Here is a 19600-nt window from a genome sequence, read left to right as displayed (position 1 = left end):
TTCACCTCAAAAACTTTTTTCTCTTTTCAAGATACATTAACCTTATTATTTCCAATTCTTTTTTGTATTCTTCTTCTTTATAATTCGGATATGTAAAATCGTAATCCTTCCACCTTCCATTAATGTACATCAATGTAGGTTCTGCATATATTCCTTTTCCAATGTATATTCTATGTGGCCACATTTTTGTAGTTGCCAGTACAAATTGCATATGGTGAATATAACCTGGATCAATATTAAATCTTCTATTTCCATTCACCGCAAATCCATTTTCAATATTATTAGTAATATTTTTTATATCTGCAAGTTGTGCAGGATGGATAAGTCTTTCAAAACTTATTAATATTCCACGTACACCTTCACCCATCTCTTTGTTATAATACAATGTATATTTTTCAAAATCTAAAATCTCGGATTTGTAATCAATAGGGCCAAAATATTCTATCAATCTATTCTTAACTTCCTCAAACCAATATTCAACTTGAGAAGAGAAAAAAAACATGACTAAGTTAACCATATCTACCTTTCTTATTTTTCCCATTTTATCACCACCTTAAAATTATCCATATTGATTAGCTTTTTCTCATTGTTGATTTTCAAAAGCAAAGCTTTTCCATTTACTACATGCTCTCCTATCCCAAGTGAAAATATCCTTCCAACTTTTCCATCAACAACAATCTCTTTTTGCGACCTTAAAGTCACTAAAGGAGCTTTATAAATTTCAATTAACAATTTTACAGAAATAAAAAATAACAAACCACTGATAAAAAGCAAAAAATAAATTACATATATATTTTTTAACCTTTTTAATGGAAATTCTCTTTGACTTTTCCCAAGTTCAAATAAAGTAGTGAGGTCTTCAGAAATATTAAAAAAAAACCTCAGTTTTTTTAAATCATCTTTGATAAATTCAGGCTCGCCAGAAAAGTCTCCTTCAAAATATCTTCGGAGATTTTCAATATCTATTTCCAGCTTTTCTGAAAGTTTTAATAACGAAACCTTAGAGGATGCTACCTCTTTTTTTAAAATATATGATATTTCCTTCCAGCCATCCATATTAATATTATACTCCATTTCTATCCGAATTTGCAATAAACAGTAAAGTAGGTAAAAGTGTCAAACTAAAAATTGAGCTTGTAATCATAGAAACCCACATTATTCCAACTAAATATTCATGTATTTTCAAAGGAGACAAGAGTAAAACCGAAAGACCTATTGCAAGTCCTAATGCGTTTGCCAAAATAGGTTTTGAAGTTACATCAAAAGATTTTTCAATGGCAAGTTTTTTATTCTTTAAAATTTTTAAATAGTAGTTATAACTCTCAATAAAGTGAATAGCATAGTCTATACCAACTCCAACCACAATACTTCCCATTGTTGCAGTAATTATACTCAATTTTATATTGAAGTAGCCCATGAACCCAAACATAACTAGCAAAGACAAGGAAATAGGCAAAATTGAAATAAAAGATTCCTTTAAGTTTTTTAATCTAATCAAGACAATCAAAAACACCAAAAGTACTGCAAGTAATAAAGACTTTATCTGTTGAGGGACTAATACCTCATTCATCTCTTTCATAATGTACGGAGTACCTGTTATCTTTACACTTGATGGAGCTTTTTTCTCTATATCAGTTAAAATTTCATTGTTAATTTCTTTTGGAAAAATCAAAATTCTCCCCGACAAGCTTTCCAAATTTATAAAATTATCGTAAATAGGTGGAATTAAATTTAAAAGTACTTTTACCTGAAAAATATTCTTTGGATAACCTTTTTGTCCTAGGACCTTCTCATTTATGTTTTTCATTATATCGTAAAACGAAACCGCCTTAACATTAGATAAACTCTTCTCAAAATTCAATATTTTATCTGCAAAATCCGGTAATAGCAAATCATTGGTTTTAAAATATCCATATACTGGTACGGAAACACCTGCAACTTTACTTACAACATCTACATTTTTTTTAACGGAAGTATATTCTTTATAAAGATCCAACATATAAAAATTATTATCTACAAAATACATCCCTGGTAAAAACACTAATAATATAAATATCGTAAAAATCACAGACTTTCTACCTATAAAATTCTTAAACATTACCGATATTCTACTTTTTTCCTTTCTAGGTGTTATATCACTCTTTAGGAGTACAACCGGCAAAAAAAACCAAGTGGCAATACCTGCAAAAGTAACACCAAGTGCACTAAATTTGCCCATTTGAGCTAAAGATCGAGAATCTATTATCACTAGTGATAAAAAGCCAGCAACTGTTGTTATTGTAGTTAAAATCATTGCAACACCAGTACTTCTAAATGTCTCCCTTAAAGCACCAAATTTATCATTTTTCTCTTTGTTATCCATAAAATGAGAAACAAAGTGCAATCCATCCGCACTTCCCATAATTATCGTGAAAATAGGTGCAAGTATTGTCAAAATTGAAATCTCCTTCACAGTCCAACCTATAAATCCAAGAGTCCACAATGCACCCATTCCCGCGGGAAAAACAGAAAATAACGTAGGCTTTATTCCACCTAATCTCCATTTAAACACAATAAATATGGTTAAAATTGCGATAGGCGGAATAGTAAAGATAATTAACAACAAATAATCGTAAATTTTTTCTTGCAAATATGCACTACCTGCAAAATAATGCGGTATATTAATTACTTTATCTATCTCTGACACTACCTTTTTCTCTGGAAAAATATAAAACATAACATAGTACTTTCCATCCTTTTTCAAAACCGTATTAAGTTTTTCAAGAAAAGATCTAGCCAACTTAAAATTCTCTTCTGTTATATTTGAAATATTCACCTTTCTAAATCCCACAGGTATCTCTTTTGGAAGTGGGGAAACAACCTTCCCTATTCCATCAATTCCCTCCAATTTTTCATTTAACTCTCTAATTTTCTTTAACCCTTCTAGACTTAATGGATTAAAGTCAAATTCTACTAATAAATTTAGTTGGTTTTCAGATGAAAAATCTTTTTCCATCTCATTTAAAATTTTTTCATACTTTGAATTTTCCAATTTAAAAAGTGAAAAATCTGCTTTCAACTTTATCCTAAACAATCCAATAAAGAAAGTAACATTAATTATCATTAGAAATACCATTATCTTTTTTGCATATTTTTCGTAAAACAATTACCACACCTCCTTAATAAAATTCAACAATTCAACATCCACAACACCTCCAGTTTTAACAGCTCTATCTAAAAAATACAATCTTTTTATTATAGCCTCTATTTTGTCTAAATCATAAGTAATTAAGTGGTTTACTGGTTCAAATCTTTGATTTTTAAACTTAAATCCTACAAATCTTGCTATCTTTGAGCTTGAAACTTTCAACTCTCTTGAAATTTTTGAAATCTCGGGCCAACTAAAGCGTACCTTACCATTTGCATAAATCGCTAATTTGTATAATGAGATAAAATGATTGGCCAAACTGTAAACTATTTTAGGAAATTCATAATCTTTTGTTATTTCTTTTACACATTTGAATACTTCCTTCCTTTTCTCAGAAATCATGAAACAAAAATCATCCAACTTTGAAGTAGTATATTTGTGTATCAAATCTTTTGCCAATTCAATAGATAAATCTTTCCCAAAAACTTTTAACTTTTTTATCTCATTATAAATTGCATATTCATTAGGCCCTACATTTTCAAATAACAAATTAATTAGCTCTTCATCATTTTTCAAACCTTCATCAACTAAAAATTTTGATATCAACTTCTTCCATTTTTCTTCTTCCCAAACATTTGGTAACTTAAATTCTTCAACTTTTAATCCCTTAATCTTATTTTGTGTCCTTAAAATCAAAAAATCTTTATCTGAAACATTCAACTCCAATATTTTTTTTCTTTCACTTGTTTTAAATTTATCAAAATCAATTATATCTACTATTACGTTCTCTGAAAACAACCCCAAATTTGACAATTTTTCAATTACTACAGGTATATCATATCCTGGATATATTCTTATATATTCTGATTTAACACGATCTTTTAAACTTTCGACGTACTTTTCTTTCATAAGATCTGAGTTCCCAAAAAGATTAATTATTGGCATGTAAATCACCTCTTACGTATTATATCACACAAAATTATAGTATAATTTGCCTAGGGGGAAAAATGAGAAAAAAACTATCAAAAATCTTAAAAGAGTTAAATTTGAAAACTTCTAAAAAACTTGTAGAAAGATTAGAAAAACAAATAAACGTAGAAAATTTAAGTGAAAACATGCTTAAAAAACTAGTAATAGACAACTTAACAATAGGAGAAACTTACTTTTTCAGAGATAGAAAAACTTTTGAGTTTTTAAAAAATATCATGAAAAAAAAGAATTTTTGGAAAATCCTAAGTGTTGGTTGCTCAAAAGGAGAAGAAGTATACTCCTTGTCGTTTTTGATTGATGATTTAAACTTGAATGCAAAAATAATAGGTATAGATATAAATTCCGATAGAATTAAAGAAGCAAAAAATGGAAAATACAAATTTTGGAGTGTACGATTTCTTACTAACACAGAAATAAGAAAATATTTTAACGTAGTAGGCAATACATTTTATGTAAAAGAAAAGTATAAAAAATATGTCGAATTTTACAATAAAAATATAATGGAAATTTTGAATGATAAATTTGATATAATATTTATAAGGAGAGTCCTAATATATATACCTGAGCAAAAAAGAATGGCTAAGAAACTTTTTGAACTAACAAAAGAAAATGGATATGTAGTTTTGGGTCAAGGTGAATATCATCCTGCGTTATATGATTTTTTCATCCCTATAGATGTTCCATACATATTGAAAAAAACAAAAAAAATAAAAGAAAAATATGTTCCAAAAATTTCCGAAAAAGAACTTGATTTTGAAGATGAAATTCACCTAGTTGAAAATTACATTGAAAACGAGGAATATGAAAAAGCTTACAGAATAATAAAGGGGCTATCTAAAAAAATTCCTCTATCCTACATGGTATTCAAATATAAAACTTTCTTAGAAATAAAACTTAATAAGATAAATGATGCTAAAAAATCCTATAAAGTGGCAGTACTTTTAAATCAAAATAACGATGATGAAATATGGCAATTAAAATACCTCCTTAAGGAGTGAACTTTATGTTTTTTTTATGTGAAATAGAAGATACAAACAAAATATACAAAATAGCTCTTCCAAAGGAAAAAATTACAGGAATAAGTTCAAAGCTAATAAAAACACCCGATAATGTAAGTTTTTGTTTGTTTGCTAACAAGCTTTATCCCGTATACTCTCATAAAAATCTCAAAAAACCTAGACTTAAATTTTTTCTCGTTTTTGAAAAATTCGCCTTTGGTATAACAAGAATAATAAAAGAAACAAATTACTCCCCTAAAAAAATAGAAAATAACGATATCTACACAGGTGTGATATTTGATAAAGATGAATATTTTATATACAATATTGAAAAAATATCTGTTCCACACCAAATAAGGACCTCCACCCAAAACAATGAAAAAAAGATCGGCAAAGATAAAAAAGAATATCTAATATTAGATGAAAAATTTGCTATTTATAAAAAAAATGTAGTTACAATACTTCAAAGTAAAGAAGTTATAAAATTTCCCGTAGATAAGTATATTGGATTTATAGAACACAAAAAAATAATCCCAGTAAAAAAGATAACAGACGGCAAACACGTAGTCGTCACAAACCATAATGCATATCAATGCAACAAAATAAGACTTATAAATGGAAAAGTTTTCGAAAGTAACGATATGAAAATCTTAAAATGTGACTTTGGTAATCTGCAAATATTGGAGTGATATTATGGATTTTACAGAAATATTTCTGTCGGAACTTTCAGAAAAATCTAAAGAAGCAAAAGAACTTATTTCAAAAATAAAAGAAGAAAACGAAAAAAGCTATATAAAAGATCTGTATAGAATCTTTCACACTTTAAAGGGATCAGCAAGTCTTGTTGAAATGAAAAATTTTTCAAAGCTTTTCCATAAGATAGAAAGTTATTTTAAAGAAAAATCGGAAAATGAAGAGATACCCGATAATACATTTTTGGGCAACGTCATAACTATAATCTCCAACATTTCAAATAAAAAAGAAGATTTAACGGAAAGCGAACTTTCAAAATTTTCGGATATACTTGATGGAAAGATCTCTATAGAAGAAGATTTGATGATTTCAGAAAAAGACATATTTGAAATTTCCGAAATCAGTGAGTTTATCTCACAAATCTTGGAAATAGAAAATACAATTATAAGAAATGATTTAAAAACCGCCTTAAATCAAATTAAAAACTTGAAAAAGAACATGCTCGAAATACTTGATAGTATTTTATTTACAGATTTAGAAAGTGTTTTAAATGACTTCAAAAAACTTGTACAAAAAGAAGCAAAAAGATATGGAAAAAAAATAAATGTAAAACTAAACGTAAAAGGCGTCAAAATTGAAAAGAAAGATGTAAAAGATATAATAAACATACTCGTACACCTTGCAAGAAACGCCGTTGCACATGGAATTGAAACACCTGAAGAAAGAAAAAAAATCGGCAAAAATGAAATTGGAAATATAGAAATAAAAGCATATATAAAACAAAATAAAATATTTATTGAGATTTCAGACGATGGCAGGGGAATTGACTATAATAAAATAGAAGAAAAAATAAAAAAATTAAATTTAGATGTTTCACCTCAAGAAGCCATATTTCTACCAGGCTTTAGTTCAAAAGATGAAGCGGATGAACTTTCCGGTAGAGGTATAGGTTTAGATATGGTTAAAAATTTTTCTACTCTAAGAGGTGGAGACGTTAAAGTTGAAAGTGAAAAAAATAAAGGCACTAAATTTACTATTTTCTTTGAAATAAAGAATTTCATTACAAAAGTACTCATACTAAAAGACGAGGATATGGTATTTTCAATAGAAACTTCAGATATTATCCAGCTTTCAAAGTATGAAGAAGTAATAGATGGTAAAATACTATTAAGCAATAAAGTATATGATGTAATATATAATTCAAAAAAGCCAAAATTTGTGGTTATAACCCAAAATGACAAAGCATTAGTTGTAGAAAATATAATTGGTATCTTTGATGGGAAGTTTGTTCCAGAAGAGCTTTCATACATAAAAGGATTTGTAAAAAATATTTTTCCATATCCCATCCCTGTAATAGATATAGAAAAATTCAATAAACACGTAAAAACATCTCAAAATCACAAAAAGATACTGATTATAGACGATTCTGTTATTACAAGAAAAATTATCTCTAACTTTCTTGAAAAATCCAAATTCAAGACCGAAACCGCAAAAGATGGAATTGAAGGGTTAAAAAAACTTGAAAATAAACATTTCGACCTTATTATATCAGATGTTGAAATGCCTAATTTAGATGGTTTTGAACTTACAAAAAAAATAAAAAAAACAAAAAAAAATATTCCTATAATACTCTTAAGTACTCTTACAAAGAACAACTTATCAAAAGCACTTGAATCTGGGGCAGATGCATTTATTTCAAAAGACGAATCTCCACAAAAAATTGTAAATACAATCAATAAATTATTGGGTGATGCAAATGAATAAGATTATAATAGTTGGTTCTGCAGGTAGTCCTAATAATGCAGTTGAGCTAGTTAATATAAATAAAAAATTAAATGTACCAGTTATAATAAATATTCACTTTACCGGAAAATTCATGGAAAGTTTTGCAGAACATATAAGAAATACTACGCATCAAAACGTAATGATTGTGAATAATATTACAGAATTATCACAGGGAATTTTTTTACCAGATGGAGGAAAAAGTTTGATATTTATATCCAAAGACAAAGTTAAAAGCGTTGAAGATAAATCTACCATTACACATCCTTCGATAAATACATTATTTAGATCTTTAATAAAATATGCAAGTTCAAACTTTCTTATCTTTGTTTTAAGTGGTTTGGGAAATGACGGACAACAATACATAGAACAACTCCAAAATAAAAACGTCAAATTTTTTATACAAAAAGATGCCAATTTTAATTATTTACCAAATAGTTATATAAGAAAGAATAAGAACTTCACATTACTAACACTTGAAAAAATGAAAAATATAATAGTTTCACTCAACAATGATAAAAAGTAATTATTTATTTCAGGAGGGATATATATGAAAAATTTTTCCAAACTTTCATTAGCGCTTAGCATATGTTTTTTGGTAATTGTTTGGCTATTGGCAACTACCTTTGTTATTCCTTTTTTCTCTAGAGCGCTTAAGGAAACCGCCGTTTCACAATTTGAAGACAAAATAAATATAATTGCTAAGACAAAAGCATATAATGTAATATTCAAACAAGATACACTGGAGTATTATTACCTAGTATCTAAAGATGGTATAACTTTAAATCATAATGATAAATCAAAAATTGGAAAAGATTTTTCAAAATTTCTCCCAAACTTCTTCAAGTATATGCAAGAAAAAAAGGAAGGCACATACGAATATACATTTGAAAACAAAAAAAAGATCGCAGCTTTTTCATTCGATGGAGAAAATTTTATAGTAGCAGCTGTTAACGAAGATGATCTATTTCCAATGATAAAAAAATTCAAAAAGCTATTTTATACTGTTATACTTCCGTTGATATCCATAATTAGCATAACTTTGGGATATATATTTGGTATATTTATAAACAAAAAAAGCCAAGAAAACTTCGAAAAAGTTAACAATCTCTTCAAAGATATACTTGAAAATATTGTCTTAACTTCATCTTCGACAGCTGAAATAAAATCAATGGCCGAAAATACAGAAAATGCCATGAATGAACTTGACAAATCTGTAGAAGATTTTGCCGCATTTATTGAAGAAACAACTGCTGAAATCGAAACATCTACAGAAAAAGTCAAAGATTTCACAGCACAAATGAAAGAAATAATTGAATCCAGTGCTAAACTTGCAAATTTAACAGATGTTCTAGGAAATCTAACGGAAAAAATAACGGATATTTCAGATACCATTACTGTTCTTGCAATAAATGCATCAATTGAAACAAGCAGAGAAAATATCGATAGAGAAGGACTTTCCAGGATTGCAGAGATGATAATGGAACTTTCAAATAGCACGAGAGAACTTGCCAAAAATTCCAAAGAATCACTCTCAAATATCGAAAAAATTATAACATCAAACATTTTAATTTCAGAAAAAGCCTCAAAAGAAATACTGGAAGTAAATGAATCACTTAACGCTATAAGCGAAATAAATAATTCCACAATAAATAATATCGATAAAATTATCAAAGTTTCTAAAACTACCCGCGAAGCAACTGAAGAATTATATGCAGGTCTTGAGCAAGTTGAAGATGCTATAGATAAGGTTAGAAATAAAATCCAAGAATTTGAAAAACATTTTATAGAACTCAAAAGAGGAGGGTAAAATGCTAAAAAGATGTACATTATGCCCAAGAAAATGCATGATAAATAGATATGAAAAACGGGGAATCTGTGGAGCAGACTCCAAAATTAAGATTGCAAATATATTACTTCACAAAGGTGAAGAACCACCTATTTCCGGAAAAAATGGGGCGGGAATTGTATTTTTTTCAGGTTGTCCAATGAAATGTGTATACTGTCAAAATATGGGTTTTTCACAAAAAGGTATTGGTAAAGAAATATCAGTTGAAAAACTTTCAGATGCATTCTTAAAGCTACAAGAAAGTGGTGCACATACATTGGATCTAGTTACAGCAACTCAATATGTACCACAAATAATAGAAGCATTGAATATCGCAAAATCAAAAGGATTCAAATTACCAGTTGTGTATAATACCTCAAGTTATGAAAATGTAGAAACTTTAAAGATGCTTGAAGGTTATGTAGATATATACCTTGCCGACATTCGATATACAAACTCTATGTATGGTAAAATTTACTCAAAAGTTGACAATTATTGGGAAATTGCGCAAGTTGCAATAAAGGAAATGTACAAGCAAGTAGGTCCTTTTATTGAAAATAAAGGACTTATAATTAGAATACTTGTACTACCAAACAATGTATCTGGACACTTCAAAGCCTTAAGATTTGTATTGGAACTTGATCCAAGAATACCTGTCTCTCTAATGTCACAGTACATTCCACATTTTGGAGCAAAAAACGATCCACTTATTGGCAGAAAAATTACAAAATCAGAATACACAGAAGCAGTGGAATACATGGAACTTCTAGGATTAAAAGGATGGATACAAACTGATGAAAAAGAAAAATTAACTACTAAGGCGGTGAATTTTAAGTGGTAATAGTAAATCCTTCTGGAACTTTACCCATATCTGTTACAAAATCCTGTCCTATAAACTGTAAACATTGTGGAGGAGTTTATATTAAAAGTATGACACACATAGATGATATGGAAAGATACACAAAACGATATAAATCATTTCTAATAAGTGGTGGAATGATGTTTGATGGTACCATACCCTTTAAAGGTTATATCAAAAAATTAAAAGATCTAAAAGAAAAGTATAATTTAATTTACAATTTTCACATAGGCTTTCCCAAAAATCCTCCATTTGAAATAGACGAAATCGCGGATGTCATAAGTTTCGATTTTTTCTCAGATAAAGATGTAATGAAAGATATATACAAGCTCTCTAGATCCCCAGAAGAAATACTAAACTCTGTTTTACCATTAAAGGCACAAAAGATACCACATATAACAATCGGGATTTTCTGTGGGAAAATAACTCATGAAATAAAAAGTTTGGAAATGTTAAAAGAATATTTCGATTCTATAGTATTAAACATATTCATTCCAACGAAAAAAACCGAATTTGAAAACTGTAAGCCACCTGCTATAAATGATGTAAAAATGGTTTTTGATATGGCACAAAAACATTTTAAAACCGTCGTGCTTGGATGCATGCATCCACATGGAAAATATAGAGAAGTACTTTTAAACAACATCTCTCCTGATATTTTTGTAAATTCTGCAAGCAAAATCTATGACTATAAAGGATGTTGCTCACTTTACCTTGCAAAGGAGGCCACAAAATGAAAATCATAGGTGTTGATCTTGGTGGAACATATGTGAAAATCGGATTAGTAGATACAAAATCAGGAAAAATTTTAAAAAAATCATCAATAGAAACCAAAGTACATCTTGGCGGAGAAACCGTAGTCAAAAGGATTGCAGATGCAATTTTGGAATTATCAAATGGTGATTTTCACGCTGTTGGAATTGGTTCTCCTGGTTCAATTGATAAAGATAATGGAATTGTGAGGTTTTCACCAAACTTCCCAGATTGGCATAACTTTGAGCTTGGACCAGAACTTTCAAAATTATTAAATAAAAAAGTCTACATAGAAAATGATGCAAATTCTTTTGTCTTAGGTGAAAAATGGTTTGGAGCTGGAAAAGGAAAAAAACACATTGTGGCATTAACACTTGGAACGGGTGTAGGAGGAGGAGTTATATCTCACAACAAATTAATTACTGGAAATAACGGTATCGGCACAGAATTAGGACATGTAATAATAAATCCAAACGGTCCTTTATGTGGTTGTGGCAACTATGGTTGTCTTGAAGCCTATGCATCAGCTACTGCGATAGTAAGAATGGCACAGGAACGGAAAAAGAAATACCCAGATTCACTGATATTTAAAGATAACGAAATTACCGCTAAATCCATATTTGATTTAGCAAAACAAAATGACAGATTGGCTAATATGATTAAAGATGAAGTTGTAGAAGCACTTGCAATAGGTATTACAAGTTTCATCCACATATTCAACCCGGAAGTTATAATTATCGGAGGCGGTGTATCAAGAGCAGGAGATATTCTCTTTAATCCACTTAAGAAAAGGGTAGATGAACTTGTAATGCCTTCTTTTAAAAACACATATGAAATTATTCAAAGTCCTTTAGTCGAAAATGCTGGTATATTGGGGGCTGCTTCCATTGTTTTACAAAGAGAAAGTTGATATTGTATGTATAGGAAAAACAAATCTAGATATACTTTACTACGTAGACTCTATTAAATTAGAAAACAACAACATTTCAAATTTTACCGTTCTTTCCACAGGCGGAAAAGCTACAAATGTTGCAGTAAATTTATCAAAACTCGGTCTAAAGGTAAGGCTTATCTCATGTATTGGAAATGATATCTTTGGAAAATTCATTAAAAATTCACTTGAAAATATATTACTATTTACTCCAAAAATTGCAAACACATCTACTGCTGTTACCAGTATAATAATAGATAAAAATGGAAATAACACAATATTTCACAACCTTGGAGCAAATAAATTTTTATCAGAAGACCAAATTCCGGAAAAAATGGAACTTTCATTTATCCAAACAGGTATTCCAGAAAACACCCTTATTAGAGCACTTAAAAATTCAAAAATTTCATTTGTAGAACTTTCAGAAACTAGCCAATTTGAAATTATTAAAAAATTCAAACCTGAAATGGTATCTTTGAATCTTCAAGAAATACAACAAATATCAAAAAAACAAACTCTAAAAGACAATATACAACATCTTTTAAAATACACAAATAACGTTATCTTAAAGATGGGAAAAGATGGTGTTTTATACGCTAACAAAAAGCAAATGATACAAAAAAAGGCAAAAAAAGTAAAAGTAGTAAACACCACAGGCGCTGGAGACGCTGTTTCTGCAGCTTATTTGTATGGATATATAAAAAAATGGGACATCGAAAAAATATTGAACTTTTCCATATCATTTGCAGCAAAAAAAATCCAAAGTCATAAATCTACTATTTAAAGGAGGGCTTTTATTGTTAAATAACATAGTAAAAAAGGAAAAATTGGCATATGGTGTACATCTTTTCTGGATAGAAAACCCAATAATTTCAAAAAAAGCCAAACCTGGACAATTTGTTATCTTTAGAATTCACGAAGGTGGCGAAAGAATTCCTTTAACTATCTCTAAAACTAAAGGCAATATGTTCAGAGTAATAGTAAAGGCAGTTGGTAAGAGCACGTATGAACTTTGCAAACTAAAAGAAAATGATTATATAAAGGATGTTGTAGGACCTCTAGGAACTCCAAGTGAAATAAAACGTTATGGAAGAGTATTGGTAATTGGTGGTGGCGTAGGAATTGCAGCAATTGCACCAATCGTTGATGCATTAATAAATGTCGGTAATAAGGTAGATACAATTTTAGCTGCAAGAAACAAAGAATCTATAATTTTGGAAGATGAATTCAAAGATTCAGAAAACTTATATTTTGCAACTAATGATGGAAGTAAAGGCGAAAAGTTATTTCCTAACCAATTAATGGAAAAGTTGATAAAGGAAGAAAAATACGATGTTGTATGGGCTATAGGTCCCGCTTTAATGATGAAAGCTTGTTCTGAGGTTGCCAAACAACACAATTTAAAAATTTTTGTTTCATTAAACGCCATAATGGTTGACGGAACTGGAATGTGTGGTGGATGTCGTGTTAGAATAAAAGATACATTAAAATACACTTGCGTTGACGGTCCCGAATTTGATGGCAGAGATGTTGACTGGAACAGTTTCTTAACAAGACTTTCACAATATAAAGCAGAAGAAAAGAAGGCTTTAGAAAATTACTTAAAGATTGTGGGGGAACCAACATGGCTTTAAAAGATAGAGTAAACCCTATCGAAAGAAATCCAAAAGAACGTGCAAAAGACTTCTCTGAAGTTTCATTGGGGTATACTGAAAATTTAGCAATAATAGAAGCAAAACGATGTTTACAATGCAAAATCCCTACATGTGTAAAAGGGTGTCCCGTCGGCATTGACATTCCTGGATTTATAAAACAAATTGCAAATGAAAAATTCCAAGAATCATACAAAATATTGAAAAAATACAACGCTCTTCCTGCAATTTGCGGAAGGGTGTGTCCACAAGAAGTACAATGCGAAGGTGCCTGTGTATTAAATAAAATGGGAAAACCCATAGCTATTGGATCGTTAGAAAGATTTGTTGCCGATTGGGCATCTAAAAACAATATAAAAGATGAGATAAAAATTGAAAAAAAATTAACTAAGAAAATAGCAATAATAGGAGCTGGACCTTCTGGACTTACTGCTGCATCTGAACTTGCAAAATCAGGATTTTTGGTTGATGTATATGAAACATTCTCAGAGCCTGGTGGTGTTCTAATATACGGAATTCCAGAATTTCGTTTACCAAAATCAATAGTAAAAAAAGAAGTTGATTTTTTGAAAGAACTAGGAGTAAACATACTCTTAAATATTCCCGTGGGAAATGCGATTGAACCGCAAGAATTATTAGAAAAATATGATGCAATTTTTATTGGTGTTGGTGCCGGTACACCAAAATTTATGAATATAGAAGGCACAGAATTAAACGGTGTTTATTCTGCAAATGAATTTTTAACAAGAATAAACTTAATGAAGGCGTATAAATTCCCAGAATATGACACTCCAGTAAAAATTGGTAAAAATGTTGTGGTAATTGGGGGAGGAAATACTGCAATGGATGCAGCAAGAAGTGCTTTAAGACTCGGAGCAAATGTTACTATAATCTACAGAAGAAGCGAAGGAGAAATGCCTGCAAGAAAAGCAGAGATCCACCACGCTAAGGAAGAAGGTGTGAAATTCCAACTACTCACACAACCTATTAGCTATATTGGTGACAAAGAAGGAAACTTAATTGGCATAAAGTGTGTAAAAATGAAGTTAGGTCAACCAGATAAAAGTGGTAGAAGAAAACCTATTCCAATAGAAAATAGTGAATTCATTATTCCTACAGAAATTGCAATTGAAGCTATAGGAACAAACCCAAACAAACTTTTGCTTTCAAAATTTGAAGGTTTAAAGTTAAACAAATGGGGATACATACAAACAAACGAGTATGGACAAACAAGTATTCCAAAAGTCTTCGCTGGCGGAGATATTGTAACAGGTTCGGCAACTGTAATACTTGCAATGGGCGCAGGAAAAAAAGCAGCAAAAAAAATTAAAGAATTCTTAAATGATTAAACTCCAGGAAATCCTGGAGTTTTTTTTTTATTAGGTTTTATAACCAAAAAACCTTAAATTTTCTGCTCTTTTCCTTTTTGAATAATTTTTAGAAAAACGTTATAATTTCTTTGAAACATTTTTACAAAAAAGGGGGGAGATTTTTTGAAAGTAATAGATATATCAGAAATCAAGACACTAATATACGAAGGAGCTACTTTAATGATTGGTGGGTTCCTTGGAGTAGGTACTCCAGAAAAAATTATTGACGAAATAGTAAAAAATAAGATCTCAAGTCTCACTGTTATAGCAAACGATACGGCATTTGAAGACAAAGGAATAGGTAAATTAATAAAAAATAAGTTATGTAAAAAAGTAATAGTTTCACACATTGGAACAAATCCAGAAACTCAAAAACAAATGATAGAAGGAAGCTTAGAAGTTGAATTAGTTCCACAAGGAACACTAGCCGAAAGAATCCGTGCTGCTGGGGTAGGATTGGGAGGAATACTAACACCTACTGGAGTAGGAACCGTGGTAGAAAACGGAAAAAAACTATTAGAAATTGATGGAAAAAAATACCTTTTAGAACTCCCATTACACGCAGACATATCCATTATTAAAGCTAAAAAGTCAGACTACATGGGGAATTTAGTATTTAATCTTACCGCAGAAAATTTCAATCCACTAATGGCACTTGCCGCCAAAATGGTAATAGTAGAAGTAGAAGAAACAGTCCCCACAGGTTCACTCGCCCCAAATGAAATAAAAATTCCAGGAGTAATCGTCGATTACATTGTGGGGGTGGAAAAATGAATATAAAAGAAAAAATTGCAATACGAGTAGCCAAGGAATTGAAAGATGGGCAATTGGTAAATCTTGGAATAGGATTACCCACTCTAGTGGCAAATTACATTCCAAAAAATATTCACGTGTTTTTTCAAAGCGAAAATGGTATTATCGGTATGGGACCTGCTCCAAATGTAGGTCTTGAAAACAAAGATTTGACAAATGCAGGTGGAAGTTATGTTACAGCATTGCCCGGTGCAATGACCTTTGATAGCGCCTTTTCCTTTGGAATAATCCGTGGAGGACATTTAGATATTACTGTACTCGGTGGCCTACAAGTAGACGAAGAAGGACACCTTGCAAATTGGATGATTCCAAACAAAATGATTCCTGGTATGGGTGGCGCTATGGATTTAGTCACAGGTGCAAAAAAAGTTATAGTCGCAATGACCCATACTGCAAAGGGAAAACCAAAAATTGTTAAAAAATGCACATTACCTTTAACTTCGGTTAGACGTGTAGATTTAATAGTCACAGAACTTGCCGTAATTGAACCTACAAATGAAGGATTAGTATTAAAAGAAATTTCCGAAGAAACTACAATTGATGAGGTACTTAAATTAACAGATGCAAATCTAATTATTAACAAAGAAATAAAAACATTTTAATCCAACTAGGAGGGATATAATGGTATACATACTCGGACTAAAAAGAACAGCGATAGGTACATTTGCGGGGAGTTTAAAAGATATACCTGCACCAAAGCTTGGGGCAATAGCTGCTAAGGCGGCTATTGAACAGGCAAACGTTCCAAAAGAAGATTTTGACGAAACTATCGTTGGTTCTATTCTTACTGCAGGACAAGGTATGGGACCTGGTAGGCAAGTGGGGATATATGCAGGTATTCCAAAGGAAAAACCTGGGTATACCGTCAATATGCTTTGTGGCAGCGGCATGAAAGCTGTTATGATAGGAGCAGTTGATATCATTTCCAAAGAGGCTGATCTTGTTCTTGCTGCGGGTATTGAAAACATGTCTGCTTCTCCTTATTTACTCCCCTCAAAAGCACGATATGGGGTAAAGTTTGGAAATTTTGAAGTAATAGATCACATGATAATTGATGGACTTACCGATGTTTTTAACAACATACACATGGGACTTACCGCAGAACATTTAGCGGAAAAATACCAAATTTCAAGAGAAGAACAGGATAAGTTTGCATATGAAAGTCAAATGAAGACCAAAAAAGCAATAGAGGAAGAAAAATTCAAAGACGAAATTGTTCCAGTAGAGATAATCACAAAAAAAGAAACTAAAATTTTTGATACAGATGAACATCCAAGGCTTGACGTAACACTTGAAAAACTTTCAAAGTTAAGACCAGCTTTTAAAAAAGACGGCACGATAACCGCGGGAAATGCAAGCGGTATAAACGATGGAGGAAGTGCTATAGTACTTGCATCTGAAAAATATGTTGAAAAGAACAATTTAAAGCCACTTGCAAGAATAATAGCATGGGCACAAGCAGGAGTGGATCCAATGGAAATGGGACTTGGCCCTGTCCCCGCAACGGAAAAAGTACTCAAAAAAGCAAATTTAAAGATGGAAGATATAGAACTAATAGAGTTAAACGAAGCATTTGCAGCACAAAGTCTTGCGGTAATAAAATTGTGGAGCGAAAAATTTGGTGTAAGTAAAGACTGGATACTCGAGAGAACAAATGTAAATGGTGGCGCAATAGCTCTTGGTCATCCAATAGGTGCAAGTGGAAACAGAATAATAGTAACGCTACTATACGAAATGAAAAAGAGAAATTTAAGATATGGACTTGCCACATTATGTATCGGTGGAGGTATGGGCACTGCCGTTATAATTGAAAATTTACAGTAACACTCAAAAATCGTATAAATCCAAGTAATCTTTAAGGATTACTTGGATTTTTTTATTTGACTTATGCATACTGTAATATTATAATATTACAGTGTAGGAGGTGTAATATGTGGTTTAGTATAAATTTTTCATCTCACATCCCTGTATATAAACAAATTGTTGAAAATATAAAGCTTGAAATCTTAAAGGGTAGATTAAAAAACGGTGATTTTCTTCCTTCTATAAGGAAATTAGCTAATGATCTAAATGTAAATTTAAACACTGTAGCAAGAGCATACAGAGAATTAGCCAACGAAAATGTTATTAAAGCAGTTCGCGGTGAAGGATATATAGTAATAAAGGATTCTTTGGAAAAATTCAATATGGAAATACTACAAGAACTATCTGAAATTGTAAAAAAATGCCTAAAAGCAGGAATTTCAATAAATGAAATTTGTGAATTTATTAGAGGGGGTGATTTCCTTGATAAAAGTTAAAAATTTAAAAAAAGCATATGGTTCAAAAAAAGCGGTAGATAATATCTCATTTGAAGTAAACAAAGGCGAAATATTTGCACTTTTAGGTCCCAACGGTGCTGGTAAAACAACAACCTTAAAGTGCATATTAAACTTAAGGAAAAAAGACAAAGGAGAAATCATACTCAATGGAACATATACATATCTTCCCGAAAAAAAAGAATTATATAAATATTTAACAGTAAAAAAAATATTGGAAATAACCAAAGAACTTTCTTCAAACTTTTCATTGGAAAAATCATTGGATTTTGTCAATGAATTTCAACTTCCGCTCAATGAAAAAATTGCAACATTATCACATGGAATGACAACATTGTTATATCTTGCAATTGTACTATCTGAAAACGTCGATATATACTTTTTTGACGAACCCACATGGGGGCTTGACCCTCTAATGCAAAAAAAAGTAATCGAAATCATTAGAAAACTATCATTTGAAGAAAAAACTGTATTTTTAACAAGTCACATACTCTCCGAAGTAGAAAAAATTGCAGACAAAATTGCAATTATGTCCAATGGAAAAATTGTCGAATACGATTACATGGATAACATCAAAGAAAAATATGTTTTATGTGTTACTAACGAAAATATCGAAGGACTTTTATACAAAAAAACAGGAAATGAAAAAATAATCCTTTGCAAGAAAGAAAATGCAAAAGGGAATATAAAATCCGCAACTTTCGAAATAATATTTGAGGCTCTTGTAAAGGGGGAAAAGTTATGAAAAAAGAATGGATAGATATGAAAACTAGAAGTATTCTCACCTTTGTTGTAATGTTAATACTCTTTTTTTCTATTGCACCATTTCAAAATTTTGTGATAGATCTTCTAAACAAAAACTCAGAGGTCATACAAAGATTCGTAGGAAATAATTTTGTTGAAAAACTCAAAAATTGGGATTTTTACATATTATCACAGTGGTTTGGGAAAAATTTTGGACAAATAATTCCTATAATTGGTATAATACTTTCATTTCCACTATTTTCAAGGGAATTTGAAAATGAAACAATCTCATTTTTACTTGTAAGAAAATCAAGAAAAAACATATTTTACAACAAGTTTATCGTCAGCTTTATTGTACTTTCTATAGAAATCTTTGTTCTATCTTACATTCCATATATTTACTCCATAATCACAAATAAAACACTTTCTTTTGAGACAACTACAAAATTTTTCATACATTCTTTTATCGGTGCATTTTTCTGGTATTCCATATCTTTTATGTTCTCTGTGATTTTTAACGATCAAGTTAAACCCTTGCTAACTTCTTTTGCAATACTAGGTATTTCAACTACCCTCGGATTTTTAAGACCCATAAGTTTTCTTAACACCTATAAATATATTCTTGGCTACAAAATTTTTAAAGAATCCACAATAGACTTTACATATTCAACATCACTAATTTTAATTGGAACAATACTTTTATCCTTTTCGTATTACTTATTTGAAAATAAGGAGGTGTAAA

General features: G+C 30.4%; 21 protein-coding genes. 17 read left to right on the top strand and 4 right to left on the bottom strand.

Annotated features, from left to right (window positions below; translation table 11 throughout):
* Position 1: 1 nt before the first annotated feature.
* The 4 genes from Y592_RS06545 to Y592_RS06530 are packed head-to-tail and all read right to left on the bottom strand — an operon-like array spanning position 2 to position 4072.
* Entirely contained in the window at positions 2-541 is a 540-nt protein-coding gene (locus Y592_RS06545; RefSeq protein ID WP_075666191.1) for a DUF4416 family protein, read from the bottom strand.
* Positions 529-1056 carry a hypothetical protein gene (locus tag Y592_RS06540; RefSeq protein WP_075666190.1) on the bottom strand — a complete coding sequence of 176 codons (528 nt, stop codon included), beginning with the start codon at positions 1054-1056 and terminating at the stop codon, positions 529-531. Before Y592_RS06540 ends, Y592_RS06545 begins: the two co-directional genes overlap by 13 nt.
* A 7-nt stretch (positions 1057-1063) precedes the next feature.
* Complete coding sequence (locus tag Y592_RS06535) at positions 1064-3145, bottom strand: efflux RND transporter permease subunit (protein ID WP_232218171.1); 2082 nt, start codon at positions 3143-3145, stop codon at positions 1064-1066.
* Positions 3146-4072 carry a DNA polymerase III subunit delta gene (locus Y592_RS06530; protein WP_075666189.1) on the bottom strand — a complete coding sequence of 309 codons (927 nt, stop codon included), beginning with the start codon at positions 4070-4072 and terminating at the stop codon, positions 3146-3148.
* 62 nt (positions 4073-4134) lie between these two features.
* Between Y592_RS06530 and Y592_RS06525 the strand changes: the two genes are divergently transcribed.
* The 17 genes from Y592_RS06525 to Y592_RS06445 all read left to right on the top strand — a co-directional run bounded on the left by Y592_RS06525 (position 4135) and on the right by Y592_RS06445 (position 19599).
* Positions 4135-5115: a CheR family methyltransferase gene (locus tag Y592_RS06525; RefSeq protein WP_075666188.1), complete on the top strand. Its 981-nt coding sequence runs from the start codon at positions 4135-4137 to the stop codon at positions 5113-5115.
* A 5-nt stretch (positions 5116-5120) separates the two neighbouring features.
* Positions 5121-5804 carry a hypothetical protein gene (locus Y592_RS06520; protein WP_075666187.1) on the top strand — a complete coding sequence of 228 codons (684 nt, stop codon included), beginning with the start codon at positions 5121-5123 and terminating at the stop codon, positions 5802-5804.
* A gap of 4 nt (positions 5805-5808) precedes the next feature.
* Positions 5809-7572 carry an ATP-binding response regulator gene (locus Y592_RS06515; RefSeq protein ID WP_075666186.1) on the top strand — a complete coding sequence of 588 codons (1764 nt, stop codon included), beginning with the start codon at positions 5809-5811 and terminating at the stop codon, positions 7570-7572.
* Positions 7565-8116 (top strand): chemotaxis protein CheB, encoded by a 552-nt coding sequence (locus tag Y592_RS06510; protein WP_157648507.1) that lies wholly within the window; start codon positions 7565-7567, stop codon positions 8114-8116. The genes Y592_RS06515 and Y592_RS06510 overlap by 8 nt, the downstream gene beginning before the upstream one ends.
* 24 nt (positions 8117-8140) lie before the next feature.
* Positions 8141-9400 carry a methyl-accepting chemotaxis protein gene (locus Y592_RS06505; protein ID WP_075666184.1) on the top strand — a complete coding sequence of 420 codons (1260 nt, stop codon included), beginning with the start codon at positions 8141-8143 and terminating at the stop codon, positions 9398-9400.
* 1 nt (position 9401) lies between these two features.
* Complete coding sequence (locus Y592_RS06500) at positions 9402-10259, top strand: radical SAM protein (protein WP_075666183.1); 858 nt, start codon at positions 9402-9404, stop codon at positions 10257-10259.
* Complete coding sequence (locus Y592_RS06495; protein WP_075666182.1) at positions 10253-11014, top strand: radical SAM protein; 762 nt, start codon at positions 10253-10255, stop codon at positions 11012-11014. Before Y592_RS06500 ends, Y592_RS06495 begins: the two co-directional genes overlap by 7 nt.
* Positions 11011-11940, top strand: coding sequence for an ROK family protein (locus Y592_RS06490; RefSeq protein WP_075666181.1), 930 nt, complete (start codon positions 11011-11013; stop codon positions 11938-11940). Before Y592_RS06495 ends, Y592_RS06490 begins: the two co-directional genes overlap by 4 nt.
* Positions 11918-12745, top strand: a complete 828-nt coding sequence (locus tag Y592_RS06485) for a carbohydrate kinase family protein (protein WP_075666180.1) — start codon at positions 11918-11920, stop codon at positions 12743-12745. The genes Y592_RS06490 and Y592_RS06485 overlap by 23 nt, the downstream gene beginning before the upstream one ends.
* Before the next feature lie 13 nt (positions 12746-12758).
* Entirely contained in the window at positions 12759-13595 is an 837-nt protein-coding gene (locus Y592_RS06480) for a sulfide/dihydroorotate dehydrogenase-like FAD/NAD-binding protein (RefSeq protein WP_075666179.1), read from the top strand.
* The gene (gltA, locus tag Y592_RS06475; RefSeq protein WP_075666178.1) at positions 13586-14962 is read left to right on the top strand and encodes an NADPH-dependent glutamate synthase; all 1377 of its coding nucleotides are present in this window, start codon (positions 13586-13588) and stop codon (positions 14960-14962) included. The genes Y592_RS06480 and gltA overlap by 10 nt, the downstream gene beginning before the upstream one ends.
* Positions 14963-15106: 144 nt before the next feature.
* On the top strand, positions 15107-15757 hold the full coding sequence (locus Y592_RS06470) for a CoA transferase subunit A (RefSeq protein ID WP_075666177.1): 651 nt from the start codon (positions 15107-15109) through the stop codon (positions 15755-15757).
* Entirely contained in the window at positions 15754-16398 is a 645-nt protein-coding gene (locus Y592_RS06465) for a 3-oxoacid CoA-transferase subunit B (RefSeq protein ID WP_075666176.1), read from the top strand. Before Y592_RS06470 ends, Y592_RS06465 begins: the two co-directional genes overlap by 4 nt.
* A gap of 19 nt (positions 16399-16417) precedes the next feature.
* A complete protein-coding gene (locus tag Y592_RS06460) occupies positions 16418-17620 on the top strand; it encodes an acetyl-CoA C-acetyltransferase (protein ID WP_075666175.1) in 1203 nt (400 codons plus the stop codon).
* Between the two features lie 107 nt (positions 17621-17727).
* Positions 17728-18096 carry a GntR family transcriptional regulator gene (locus tag Y592_RS06455; protein ID WP_075666174.1) on the top strand — a complete coding sequence of 123 codons (369 nt, stop codon included), beginning with the start codon at positions 17728-17730 and terminating at the stop codon, positions 18094-18096.
* Positions 18047-18859 (top strand): ABC transporter ATP-binding protein, encoded by an 813-nt coding sequence (locus tag Y592_RS06450; RefSeq protein WP_088368930.1) that lies wholly within the window; start codon positions 18047-18049, stop codon positions 18857-18859. The genes Y592_RS06455 and Y592_RS06450 overlap by 50 nt, the downstream gene beginning before the upstream one ends.
* Entirely contained in the window at positions 18856-19599 is a 744-nt protein-coding gene (locus Y592_RS06445) for an ABC transporter permease subunit (RefSeq protein WP_077287698.1), read from the top strand. The genes Y592_RS06450 and Y592_RS06445 overlap by 4 nt, the downstream gene beginning before the upstream one ends.
* The last annotated feature ends 1 nt before the right edge of the window (position 19600 follow it).

It is taken from the genome of Thermosipho sp. 1070, from assembly GCF_001682135.1.
Lineage (GTDB): Bacteria > Thermotogota > Thermotogae > Thermotogales > Fervidobacteriaceae > Thermosipho > Thermosipho affectus.
Note: the sequence above shows the minus strand (reverse complement) of the source record. Positions and strands in the feature narration are given on the sequence as shown.